15 protein-coding genes are annotated in these 11,330 nt (G+C 63.9%); 11 read left to right on the forward strand and 4 right to left on the reverse strand.

All coding sequences use genetic code 11. From position 1 onward, the window contains the following. Positions 1 to 2: 2 nt before the first annotated feature. Both ispG and O7A05_RS27935 read right to left on the reverse strand, forming a co-directional pair. Positions 3 to 1,253: a flavodoxin-dependent (E)-4-hydroxy-3-methylbut-2-enyl-diphosphate synthase gene (gene ispG, locus O7A05_RS27930; RefSeq protein WP_337096290.1), complete on the reverse strand. Its 1,251-nt coding sequence runs from the start codon at positions 1,251 to 1,253 to the stop codon at positions 3 to 5. A 252-nt stretch (positions 1,254 to 1,505) separates the two neighbouring features. Further along, on the reverse strand, positions 1,506 to 1,685 hold the full coding sequence (locus O7A05_RS27935) for a YdcH family protein (protein ID WP_149791894.1): 180 nt from the start codon (positions 1,683 to 1,685) through the stop codon (positions 1,506 to 1,508). A gap of 242 nt (positions 1,686 to 1,927) precedes the next feature. On the opposite strand from O7A05_RS27935, the gene O7A05_RS27940 reads away from it, so the two are divergent. Then, a complete protein-coding gene (locus O7A05_RS27940; protein WP_126080812.1) occupies positions 1,928 to 2,131 on the forward strand; it encodes a YdcH family protein in 204 nt (67 codons plus the stop codon). A 19-nt stretch (positions 2,132 to 2,150) separates the two neighbouring features. Here O7A05_RS27940 and O7A05_RS27945 read toward each other — a convergent pair whose 3' ends face one another. Then, positions 2,151 to 2,951 (reverse strand): IclR family transcriptional regulator, encoded by an 801-nt coding sequence (locus O7A05_RS27945; RefSeq protein WP_337096293.1) that lies wholly within the window; start codon positions 2,949 to 2,951, stop codon positions 2,151 to 2,153. Positions 2,952 to 3,073: 122 nt separating this feature from the next. On the opposite strand from O7A05_RS27945, the gene O7A05_RS27950 reads away from it, so the two are divergent. The 8 genes from O7A05_RS27950 to O7A05_RS27985 all read left to right on the forward strand — a co-directional run bounded on the left by O7A05_RS27950 (position 3,074) and on the right by O7A05_RS27985 (position 9,545). After that, positions 3,074 to 3,946 carry a transporter substrate-binding domain-containing protein gene (locus tag O7A05_RS27950; protein ID WP_411966407.1) on the forward strand — a complete coding sequence of 291 codons (873 nt, stop codon included), beginning with the start codon at positions 3,074 to 3,076 and terminating at the stop codon, positions 3,944 to 3,946. A gap of 114 nt (positions 3,947 to 4,060) precedes the next feature. Continuing rightward, the gene (locus O7A05_RS27955; RefSeq protein ID WP_337096294.1) at positions 4,061 to 4,726 is read left to right on the forward strand and encodes an amino acid ABC transporter permease; all 666 of its coding nucleotides are present in this window, start codon (positions 4,061 to 4,063) and stop codon (positions 4,724 to 4,726) included. 1 nt (position 4,727) lies between these two features. After that, positions 4,728 to 5,378 (forward strand): amino acid ABC transporter permease, encoded by a 651-nt coding sequence (locus tag O7A05_RS27960; protein WP_224589019.1) that lies wholly within the window; start codon positions 4,728 to 4,730, stop codon positions 5,376 to 5,378. A 4-nt stretch (positions 5,379 to 5,382) separates the two neighbouring features. Beyond that, positions 5,383 to 6,174, forward strand: a complete 792-nt coding sequence (locus tag O7A05_RS27965) for an amino acid ABC transporter ATP-binding protein (protein ID WP_337096295.1) — start codon at positions 5,383 to 5,385, stop codon at positions 6,172 to 6,174. 37 nt (positions 6,175 to 6,211) lie between these two features. Continuing rightward, complete coding sequence (locus O7A05_RS27970) at positions 6,212 to 6,673, forward strand: RidA family protein (protein ID WP_224510736.1); 462 nt, start codon at positions 6,212 to 6,214, stop codon at positions 6,671 to 6,673. A gap of 19 nt (positions 6,674 to 6,692) precedes the next feature. After that, on the forward strand, positions 6,693 to 7,898 hold the full coding sequence (locus O7A05_RS27975; protein ID WP_337096297.1) for an aminotransferase class V-fold PLP-dependent enzyme: 1,206 nt from the start codon (positions 6,693 to 6,695) through the stop codon (positions 7,896 to 7,898). Between the two features lie 76 nt (positions 7,899 to 7,974). Continuing rightward, positions 7,975 to 8,472 carry a 5-(carboxyamino)imidazole ribonucleotide mutase gene (gene purE / locus O7A05_RS27980; protein ID WP_224510740.1) on the forward strand — a complete coding sequence of 166 codons (498 nt, stop codon included), beginning with the start codon at positions 7,975 to 7,977 and terminating at the stop codon, positions 8,470 to 8,472. Beyond that, complete coding sequence (locus O7A05_RS27985) at positions 8,469 to 9,545, forward strand: 5-(carboxyamino)imidazole ribonucleotide synthase (protein ID WP_337096298.1); 1,077 nt, start codon at positions 8,469 to 8,471, stop codon at positions 9,543 to 9,545. The genes purE and O7A05_RS27985 overlap by 4 nt, the downstream gene beginning before the upstream one ends. A 4-nt stretch (positions 9,546 to 9,549) precedes the next feature. On the opposite strand, the gene O7A05_RS27990 is transcribed toward O7A05_RS27985, so the two are convergent. After that, the gene (locus tag O7A05_RS27990; RefSeq protein ID WP_337096299.1) at positions 9,550 to 9,972 is read right to left on the reverse strand and encodes a lysozyme inhibitor LprI family protein; all 423 of its coding nucleotides are present in this window, start codon (positions 9,970 to 9,972) and stop codon (positions 9,550 to 9,552) included. Positions 9,973 to 10,216: 244 nt separating this feature from the next. On the opposite strand from O7A05_RS27990, the gene ykgO reads away from it, so the two are divergent. Both ykgO and O7A05_RS28000 read left to right on the forward strand, forming a co-directional pair. Continuing rightward, positions 10,217 to 10,342 (forward strand): type B 50S ribosomal protein L36, encoded by a 126-nt coding sequence (gene ykgO, locus O7A05_RS27995; RefSeq protein ID WP_040974291.1) that lies wholly within the window; start codon positions 10,217 to 10,219, stop codon positions 10,340 to 10,342. 145 nt (positions 10,343 to 10,487) lie between these two features. Further along, positions 10,488 to 11,111, forward strand: a complete 624-nt coding sequence (locus O7A05_RS28000; protein WP_337096301.1) for a tetratricopeptide repeat protein — start codon at positions 10,488 to 10,490, stop codon at positions 11,109 to 11,111. The last annotated feature ends 219 nt before the right edge of the window (positions 11,112 to 11,330 follow it).

Consider the following 11,330-nt stretch of genomic DNA (forward strand, 5'->3'; position numbering starts at 1 on the left):
GCTCATTCCGCGGCGGCTTTGCCGTGCCCGTAGCGCTGTTCGATGTAATCGGCGACCATCTTTTCGAAATCCTGCGCGATCGACGTGCCGCGCAGCGTCGCCGCCTTCTTGCCGTCGATGAAGACCGGCGCCGTCGGCGTCTCGCCGGTGCCGGGCAGCGATATGCCGATATCGGCGTGCTTGGATTCGCCCGGACCGTTGACGATGCAGCCCATCACCGCGACCTTGAGGCTCTCGACGCCGGGATATTTCTCGCGCCACACCGGCATGTTCTTGCGGATATCGGCCTGGATGCTCTGGGCAAGTTCCTGGAACACGGTTGACGTCGTGCGCCCGCAACCGGGGCAGGCCGCGACGATTGGTACGAACTGCCGGAAGCCCATGGTCTGCAGCAATTCCTGCGACACCTGCACCTCGCGGGTGCGGTCGCCATTCGGCTCCGGCGTCAGCGAGATGCGGATCGTGTCGCCGATGCCCTGCTGCAAGAGAATGCCCATCGCCGCCGAAGAGGCGACGATGCCCTTGCTGCCCATGCCAGCCTCGGTGAGGCCAAGATGCAGCGCATGGTCGGAGCGGGTGGCAAGCTCGGTGTAGACGGCGATCAAGTCCTGCACGCCGCTGACCTTGGCCGACAGGATGATCTTGTCGCGGCCAAGCCCGATCTCTTCCGCCATCTCTGCCGACAGGATCGCCGACTGCACGATCGCCTCGCGCGTCACTTCCTGCGCGGTAAGCGGCGAGCCTTGGGCCTGGTTGTCGTCCATCAGCCGGGTCAAAAGCTCCTGGTCAAGCGAGCCCCAGTTGACGCCGATGCGCACCGGCTTGTCATGTCTGATCGCCATTTCGACGATGGCCGCGAACTGGCGGTCCTTCTTTTCCTTGAAGCCGACATTGCCAGGATTGATGCGGTACTTCGCCAGCACCTCGGCGCAGGCCGGATGATCGGCGAGCAGCTTGTGGCCGATATAGTGGAAATCGCCGACCAGCGGCACGTCGATGCCGAGCCGCAACAACCGCTCATGGATGCGCGGAACCGCGGCCGCGCTCTCGTCGCGGTCGACCGTGATGCGCACGATTTCGGAGCCGGCTCGGTGCAGCGCCGCGACCTGGGCGACCGTCTGGTCGACATCGGCAGTGTCGGTGTTGGTCATCGACTGCACGACGACCGGGGCGCCGCCGCCGACGATCACGCCGCCGACCGAGACGCCGACCGACATTCGCCGCGGGAAGGGTGAAGAAAAATATCCGGTCATGCCGGCCGCCTTCATCTGAAAGTTCCGGGCATGAGGTGGCGGAGCAAAGATGGCTTGTCAATGGCAACCGGCAGGCAAGGGCGGCAAATCCGCTGCTCCCGATCAGCCGCCATGCGGCTCAAAGGGGACATCGGGCCACAAGATGCACGCCCAAACGGTCAGCAGATTCAGCGTAAAGCACCGAGCCGGTGGCATTCTTGCCACCGGGGGAGGTGCACCGCGGCGGGTGCGTTGATGGTGCTTACAGGAGCTTCAGTGTGCGGTCGGTTTCGCCTTCAGCTTCTCAATCTCGTCCTTGATTGCCAACTTGCGCCGCTTGAGAGTGGCGATCTCGAGGTCGTCTACCGAAGGATGGTTCATCGCATCGACAAGTTCACGCTCGATATCGCCGTGCTTTCGCTGCAGCTCATCAAGATGGGATGCAAGAGACATGATTGGTTCTCCCTTTCATGGTTTCCTCGATTGCAGCCGTCGCAGGCACGTCCACCGCAGGTTGCGACTGTGACGGCACGATGACAGTTTGCCACCAACCGATCTCGATGTCGAATGCCACGTGGTAGCATTCCACGACAAAGTGAAATGTGATATCAGCGGCGCGCCGGTCACAAACAGACTGACCCGACCGGCCCCGCCCATACAGCCCGATTGGGCGATGCATACGCAGACGGTAGATAATGTCCGAACAGGAACAGGCTGAAATACGCCTCGAATATTCCCGGCTCAAACAAGAACACGCCGATTTCGACGCCGCCATAAACGCGATGATCGCCACAGGCTGCGACCCGCTTCAGATCCAGCGCATGAAGAAGAAGAAGCTGATACTGAAAGACCGGCTGTCGGCGCTGGAAGACCGCATCATCCCGGACATCATCGCCTGAGCGGATCGCCTCCGCACCGTCAAGAGATCGATAGCCGCGCCGCGCGCTCGCGCAGCAGCGCAAGAAGTTCGCCCGTCCGTTCTTCGGAAGTGTCGATCGGCACGACAAGGCACATCGTCGCCTCGACCTTGCCTGGCGCGGAGAACACTGGCGCCGCAAGGCATTTGGTGTAGGCGTCGACCAGGCCTGACGTGACGCAGTAGCCGGTGACGCGCGCCCGCGCGATATCGTCGATGAAATCATCGAGTTCGAGCTTGCGGCCGTCCGGCAGCACGAGATCGTCTTGCGCCACCATCGCTTCGATCCCGCCGCGATCGAGGCCGGCAAGCAGCAGCCGGCCGGAAGCAGTCCAAGGCAGCGGAATCTGCAGGCCGGTGGCCGAACTGATGCGGAACGGTCTGGTGCCCGGGCTCGAATGGACGATCGTGTAGCGGCCGCTCTGCAGCATGCAGAGCTCGGACGTCTCGCCGGTCTCGCGCGACAGCGTGTCGACCTCCTGGCGCCCGCGCCTGAGCAGGTCGTTGCCGCGCATATAGGCCATTCCATAGAGATAGAGCTTCTTGCCGAAATAGACGCGGTTGCCGTCGCCGGCCATTTCCAAGAGCCCGGCTTCGACCAATTCGCGCACCAGTGTGTAGGTCGTCGAGCGCGGGGCGTTGAGCCCTTTGGCCAGGTCGCCGATGCCGATCGCGCGCTGGTTGGCGTGCAGGAATTCCAGGATGTTCAGGGCCCTGCTGAGGCCCTTCTCGCGCGAGCCCGCCGGCCGCTCTTCATCCGCGACCCCGGTCGGCCAGCCGGTCAGCGTTTCACCATCTTGCATTGTCGATTCCTGATGCTAGTATCTGTCCTGTACAGGATACACACGTCTCTTGTAAGAGACAATCGCTGATTGCGACGCGTATCTCTGCTGCATTGGGGAACAAACCATCAAAGGAGGTCGCCGTGAACGACACATCCGGCAGACGTGATTTTCTGAAACTGGGAATGGCGGGCCTGGCCACCGCCGGCGCGCTCACCGCAATCAGCGCCGAGAAGGCGGCGGCGCAAGCCGCGTCCGATAGCGTGCTGCGCACTGCGCTCGATCGCGGCAAGCTGATCGTCGGCACCGGCAGCACCAACGCGCCGTGGCATTTCGAGAACGATGCCGGCGAGCTGGTCGGCATGGACATCACCATGGGCCGCATCCTTGCCAAGGGCCTGTTCGATGACCCGACCAAGGTCGAGTTCGTCATGCAGGATCCGGCGCAGCGTATTCCGAACGTGACGACCAACAAGGTCGATATCACCATCCAGTTCATGACCATGACGGCGCAGCGGTCGCAGCTGATCCACTTCTCGCGGCCCTATTATGTCGAAGGTGTCGCGCTGCTGACCCTGCCTGGCTCCGAAAACAAGACCTTCGACAAGCTCCTGGCGAACGGCGCCAACACCCGCATCTCGATCCTGCAGAATGTCGACGCCGAAAGCTCGGTGCATTTTGCTTTGCCCCAGGCGCAGGTGCTGCAGATCGATACCCAGGCGAACGTTCTGCAGGCGCTGGAATCCAAGCGCGCCGATGCCGCCGCCGTCGATCTGTCGACCGTGCGCTGGCTGGCCTCGCGCAATCCCGACAAATATTTCGACGCCGGCAAAAGCTGGTACTCGATGCTTTACGGCGCCGCGGTCCGGCAAGGCGACCTCGATTGGCTGACCTTCGTCAACCAGACCTTCACCATCGCCATGTTCGGGCATGAGACGGCGCTCTACGATGCCGCCTTCAAGGAATATTTCGGCCAGGAGCCGCCGCCGCGTCATCCGGGCTTCCCCGTCATCTGACGGGCCACACGACCAAGCCGGCGGAAGGAGCGGTCCTTCCGCCTGTTTTTTCCTCGACACCGGCGCGAGGGCGGCGAATGCTATTCGTCGCACCGCGGCCATTGAGACGGACGCATGGGCTATACGCTCAATTTCAACCTGATCTGGCGGCATTTCGACAAGCTGTGGGGCGGCCTGCTGCTCAGCCTCGAGCTTGCCGTGATCTCGATCGCCATCGGCATCGTCATCGGCCTGGTGTTGGCCGTCTGGTATGTCTCGGCCGGACGCGTGGTGCGCGCCATCATCGCGGGCTATGTCGAATTCATCCGCAACGTACCGCTGATCCTGCTGGTCTATTTGGTCTTCTACGGCCTGCCGACGGTAGTCGACCTTGCCTACAGCGCCCCCACCTCATTTGTCCTGACGCTATCGGTCTACAGCGGCGCCTACCTCGTCGAGGTGTTCCGCTCAGGCCTGGAAGCGGTGCCGCGCGGCCAGCTCGACGCCGGCAAGGCGATCGGCCTTACCCCATGGCAGCGCTTGATCCACGTACGCCTGCCGACGATGCTGCGCATCACGCTGCCGGCACTGTCCAACACCTTCATCTCGCTGTTCAAGGACACGTCGATCGCGTCGGTGATCTCGGTGCCCGAGCTCACCTACGGCGCCCAATGGATCAACTTCAACACGTTCCGCATCGTCGAGGTCTATCTGGTGACGACGGCGATGTATCTGGTGACCGGCTATACTTTGCTGTTTGCGCTGCGGCTGGTCGAACGCCGGTTCAGGGCGGCGCGCTGAGATGCTGAGCCAGATCCTCTACGCCCTGCCGTTCCTTGCCGAAGGCTTCGCCGTGACCTTATGGGTCTCGCTGCTGGTCGTGGTCCTGTCCTTGATCGCCGGGGTCCTGCTGGGCGTCGGCCTGGTCTATGGGCCAGCGCCGCTGCGTTGGGCGGTGCGCATCTTTTCGGACACGATCCGCGGCATCCCGATCCTGGTGCTGATGTTCTTCGTCTATTACGGCCTGCCCGCGGTCGGCGTGCACCTTCAGTCCTTCTGGGCGGCGGTGCTGGCGCTGACCTTGTTCAAGACGGCGCAGGTCGTCGAGTATCTGCGCGGCGCCGTCGCATCGATCCCGAAAGGCCAGTCGGAAGCGGCGATGGCGATCGGCCTCACCTTCCGGCAGCGCCTCACCTCGGTGATTTTCCCGCAGGCTTTCCGCCGCTTCCTGCCGCCCTGGATCAACGGCGTCACCGACGCCGTGAAGGGCAGCGCACTGGTTTCGCTGCTCGGCATCACCGATCTGATGCAGGCGATCAACCAGATCATCGGACGCACCTATGAGGCGATGCCGCTCTATATCCTCGGCGCGCTGATCTATTTCGCCGTCAACTATGCGCTTTCCTATGCCAGCCGCCGGCTGGAACGGCGCTTCGCTTTCATCCGGGATTAACGCGATGGCCAGTTCGAACGACAACCCAGCGCTTCTCGATATCGCCGAGGTCTCGAAATCCTTTGGCTCGGTCAGCGTGCTGCGCTCGGTCAGCTTGCAGGTGGCCAGGGGCGAGGTGGTGACCATCATCGGCCCTTCGGGCAGCGGCAAGACCACGCTGCTGCGCTGCGTCAACTTCCTCGAAAGCTATGACAGCGGCTCGATCCGCATCGACGGCAAGGAGGTCGGCTTTCGCGACGGCGGCGCGCGCCAGCGGCGCAGCGAACGCGATTTGGCCGCCATGCGCGCCGAGACCGGCATGGTGTTCCAGAGCTTCAACCTCTTCCCGCATCTGAGCGCCGCCGGCAACATCATGCTCGGACTGACCAAGGTGCGCGGCAAGAGCAAGACGGAGGCGCGCTCGATCGCCGAGCATTGGCTGGGCCGCGTCGGCCTCGCCCACAAGGCGGATAGCCTGCCCGCCGAACTTTCGGGTGGCCAGCAGCAGCGCGTCGGCATTGCCCGCGCCGTCGCCATGGAGCCCAAAATCCTGCTGCTCGACGAGATCACCTCGGCGCTCGATCCGGAACTCGTCGGCGAGGTGCTGGCGGTGGTGCGCAGCCTTGCCGAGGATGGAATCACCATGGTGATGGTCACGCACGAGATGGCCTTCGCCCGCGATGCCTCCAGCCGCATCGTCTTCATGGCCGATGGCGGTGTCTCGGCGGTCGGACCGCCGAAGGAAGTTCTTGCCGCGGAGACGACCAACGAGCGCCTCCGCACATTTCTGGCGCGTTTCCGCGCCTCGCATTTCTGAAAGCGGATGGCCTCGGCTATCCAGGGAGTACCCTTCCATGTCGCCTTACACACGGCTCGCCGAACTCGGCCTGACGCTGCCCGAGCCGCCCACGCCCATCGCCAATTTCGTCACCCATGCCGAGAGCGGTCGGCTGATCTTTCTTTCGGGGCAGGGGCCGTTGCGTGCCGACGGCACACTTTGCACCGGCAAGGTCGGCGATGACGTGACCGTCGAGCAGGCCTATGAGCATGCCCGTCTCACCGGCCTCAATCTGCTCGCTGTCATGCATGCCGCGGCGGGCGATCTCGGCCGCATCGTGCGCGTGGTGAAGCTGCTCGGCTTCGTCAACGCCACGCCGACCTTCAGCGACCACCCCAAAGTGGTCAATGGCTGCTCGGATCTCTTCGCCGATGTCTTCGACAAGACCGGCGGCCATGCGCGCTCGGCGATCGGCGTCGGCTCGTTGCCACGCAATATCACTGTCGAAATCGAAGCGGTCGTCGAGATCGCCGCCTGACTTAACGGAGTCCACTCACATGAAAACCTATTCCGACGCCGGCTCCAACACCACTATCCGCGAGCGGCTTGGCTTGAGGCCTATCATCAATGTCTCGGGCACGATGACGGCGCTGGGCGCCTCGATCATCGTTCCCGAAGCAATCAGCGCCATGGCCGAGATGGCATCGCAATGGGTGGAGATGGACGATCTGCAGCGCGCCGCGAGCGCGGTGGTCGCGCGCCTCACCGGCGGCGAGGCCGGCTTCATCACCGCCTGCTGCGCCTCAGGCATCACCATGGCCATCGCCGGCGCGATGACCGGCACCAACCTTTTGGCGATCGAGCGCCTGCCGGACGACACCGAAGGGCTGAAACCGGAGGTCGTCATCCAGCTCGGCCACATCGTCAACTATGGCGCACCCATCGACCAGTCGATCCGCGTCGCCGGCGCCAAGGTCATTCCGGCGGGCACCGTCAGCGTCACGCAGGACTACCATGTGCGCGAGGCAATCAATGAGCGCACGGCGGCGGCTCTCTATGTCGTCGCCCACCATACGGTGCAGTACGGCATGCTTTCGCTGGAGGAGTTCTGCGAGATTTGCCATGCCAAGAACGTTCCAGTGATCGTTGACGCCGCGTCCGAATATGACCTGCGCAGCTTCCTGGCGCGCGGCGCCGACATCGTCGTCTATAGCGGCCACAAATTCCTTTCAGGGCCAACCAGTGGCATCGTCACCGGTCGCAAGGACCTGGTACGCGCCGCATATCTGCAGAACCGCGGCGTTGCGCGCGCGATGAAGGTCGGCAAGGAAAGCATCGCCGGCACAATGGCGGCGCTCGACGCCTGGGAAAAGCGCGACCATGCCGGCATCCGCCGGCGCGAGGAGGCAGCGCTCAATTTGTGGAAGGATTCACTTCAAGGCATCCCCGGCATCGGTGCTGAGATCATTCCCGACCCGACCAACAATCCGCTCGATCGCCTGCAGGTCTTGGTGCGCCCGGAAAGCCGCTTCACCGCCGCCGGCCTCGCTTCCGCTTTGGCTGCCGGCTCGCCGCCGGTGATCGTGCGCAATCACGAGGTCGAGCGCGGCCATTTCTTCCTCGACCCGTGCAACCTGCATCCCGGCGAGGCCGAGATCGTCGCCGAGCAGTTGCGCGCCGTCCTGACGGCCAAGGAGCGTCCGGCCGATGCGATGAAAGTGGCGCGCAAGGATTCGGCAGGATCGCTGCGCTGGCCGGATTAGCTCGGTGCGCATCGACAATCTTGCGGCTATCGGCGAATTCCGCTAAGGCGCGCCTTTGCCGCCGGGGAGCGAAGCCTTGACCGATCAGCGTGCCGACGTCGCCATCATCATGGGCAGCCAGTCCGACTGGGCGACGATGCGTCAGGCCGCGGAAACGCTGGAGGCGCTGGGCATCCCGCACAGGAGGCTGATCGTCTCCGCGCACCGCACCCCCGACCGCCTCTATGAATTCGCCAAGGGCGCCAAGGCGGCCGGCTACAAGGTGATCATCGCCGGCGCCGGCGGAGCGGCGCATCTGCCCGGCATGACGGCGGCGATGACGCCGCTGCCGGTGTTCGGCGTTCCGGTCGAGTCCAAGGCTCTGTCGGGCCAGGATTCGCTTCTCTCCATCGTGCAGATGCCGGCCGGCATTCCAGTCGGCACTTTGGCGATCGGCAAGGCGGGGGCAGCCAATGCGGCGCTTCTTGCCGCCGCGGTGCTGGCGCTCAACGATGAAAAACTCGCTGCCCGCCTCGACGCCTGGCGCGCGGCGCAGACCGCCAAGGTTGCCGCCGAGCCGACGGACACGCCGTGAGCCTGGCGCCCGGATCGACCATCGGCATCATCGGCGGCGGCCAGCTTGGCCGCATGCTGGCGATGGCCGCGGCGCGGCTCGGCTACCGTATCGTTGTGCTGGAACCGCAGGCCGACTGCCCGGCCGCGCAGGTCGCCAATCGCCAGATCGTCGCCGCCTATGACGATCCGGCGGCGCTCGCCGATCTGGCCAGCGCCAGCGCGGTCATCACCTATGAATTCGAGAACGTCCCGGTCTCCGCGGCGCAAACGCTGGCTGCAACGGTCCCGGTCTATCCGCCGGCCCGCGCGCTCGAAGTCGCGCAGGATCGCCTCACCGAGAAAAGCTTCCTCAACGGCATCGGCATCCCGACGGCGGAGTTCTGTCCGGTCGACAATGACGACCAACTGACCGAGGCGTTGAGGACGTTCGACGGCAGCGGCGTGCTGAAGACCCGCCGCATGGGCTATGACGGCAAGGGCCAGCGTGTCTTCCGCAACATGCAGACCGGCGGCTTTACCGGCACCTGCGAGGCGATGGGCAATGTGCCGCTGATCCTGGAATCGCTGGTCGCCTTCGAGCGCGAGATTTCGGTGATCGCCGCGCGTGGGCTGGACGGCTCGGTCGCGGCTTACGATCCGGCCGAGAACGTCCACCGCGAAGGCATCTTGCGAAGCTCGACCCTGCCCGCAGCCATCCGCCCGGAAACGGCAGCCGCCGCCAAGGATGCCGCTGCGAAAATCCTTTCCGCACTCGATTATATCGGCGTCATCGGCGTCGAGTTCTTCGTGCTTGCCGACGGCTCGCTTCTGGCCAACGAGCTGGCGCCGCGCGTGCACAATTCCGGTCACTGGACGGAGGCCGCCTGCGTCGTCTCGCAGTTCGAGCAGCATATCCGCGCCGTCGCCGGCCTGCCGCTGGGCTCGCCCGCCCGCCATTTTGACTGCGTGATGGAAAACCTGATCGGCGACGACGTGCTGAGGGTGCCGGCGCTGCTTAACGAACCCGACCTGATGCTGCACCTCTATGGCAAGGCTGAGTCGCGTCCCGGCCGCAAGATGGGCCATTTTACGCGCCTCATCAGGTCGCGATAACGCCCTATTGCATATCCTGGTCGTCGCCCGCGTCCGAGCCGGCGCAGCTCGGATCGCTCAGCTTGCAGCTGGCGTCGGAGGTGAGCTGCTTTATGCGCTCGTTGGTGAGCTTCGTCAGGCACTCCGAAACCTCCATCGGATGGATGGATCCGCCCTCGCTGTCGGCGGTCGAATAGGCGCATTCGGCATCGCGGAAGGCGATCCAGGCGCGTTGCGCCGTCTGCAACAGCTTGTTCGAGGCCTGATCGTTGCTGCCGACGATATTCTTATAGGCGGCATTGAGCTTGGCGTCGGCCGCCTGGTGGTCGGCATCGGCGCAGATGTTCAACATCGACTGGCTGTCGTCGTTGCGGTCGCATTCCTGCGCCCGGGCGGCCGGCGCCGTCGCAAGCAAGACCAGACAGGCAGGCAGAAGCAGGCGGCGCATGTGCAATCTCCGGTCGTTCGCGCAGCTCGCACCATTCCAGCCGCCTTTGAGTCGCGCAATGCAGCTTCGCCGGGATGGCGAATATTTGATATGCCGCGCCACTTGCGGCATTCGGACACGCGCATGTGGTTGACACGGGTAAGCCTCCTCGTTTATGAGCCACGCAAGTTCAAAAGGGCGCGCTTTTTCCGGGCGCGCCTTTAAAATTCGGCCCGGGACGGGCCCTGACCGAACAGGCAAGACCATGAAGATCAAGAATTCGCTCAAGGCGCTCAAGGCGCGTCACCGCGACAACCGGCTGGTTCGCCGCAAGGGACGCATCTACATCATCAACAAGACCGCTCCGCGCTACAAGGCGCGCCAGGGCTGAGCCTTGCGCGCGGCTTGATGCATGTCGCCCGAAAAGGAAGCGACATGCAAAGAGACCAGGCCGCGCTGATGTCGAATGCCGGTTCGCCGGCGCTCTCACGCTAAAATCACTTTGACGATCCGCCGTGCGGGACTAGATTCCGGCGATGCGGATTCTTTTTGCGTTTTTCATCGCCGTTTTGCTTTCCGGCACCGCTTTGCCTGCAGGAGCTGAAGAGGTGCCAGGCGCGCTGCCTCCAGATGCCGCGCCGCCAGCCGCCGCTACGCCGCCGCCGGCCGCTCCCACCAAGCAGGGCCGCCTCGACCAGCTCTTCACCGAGCTGAAGCGCGAGCGCAACGAAAAGGCGGCCGAGCGCATCGCCGGCCGCATCTGGAACGAGTGGAACCAGTCGGGCAGCGCCTCGATCGACCTGATGATGCAGTGGGCGCAAAAGGCGACGGAAGACCAGAAATTCGACGTCGCCCTCGATTTCCTCGACCAGGTCGTGACCTTGCAGCCTGATTATGCCGAAGGCTGGAACCGCCGGGCCACCGTGCATTTCCTGATGAAGAATTACGGGAAGTCGATGGCCGATATCGACCGCACCTTGCAGCTCGAGCCCCGCCATTTCGGCGCGCTCTCTGGCCTCGCCCAGATCATGGCCGAGACCGGCCACAAGCAGTCGGCGCTGGAAGCCTGGCAAAAGGTGCTGGCGATCTACCCGATGATGCGCAGCGCCCAGAACCAGGTCTCGACGCTCTCGGAAGAGCTGGCCGGCGAGGGTATCTGAACTAAGGCAGTAGGGCAGTAAGGCAGTAGGAAACGAGCACACCTACTGCCCTACTGCCCTACTGCTAGACGTCATGTTCCGAGGCGGAGATTGGTGGCCCGCCCTTTCGTGCGATTAAAAGACGAGGGTTGCTCGGATGGGCCGAGCCGATCCTCACGCACGGAGGGCGAGCCATGGGAGAGTATAGCGAAGCATTTGTTGCGTTTGATGTAGCCAAGA

This window comes from Mesorhizobium argentiipisi (SeqCode), assembly GCF_037179585.1.
Taxonomy (GTDB): Bacteria; Pseudomonadota; Alphaproteobacteria; order Rhizobiales; family Rhizobiaceae; genus Mesorhizobium; species Mesorhizobium argentiipisi.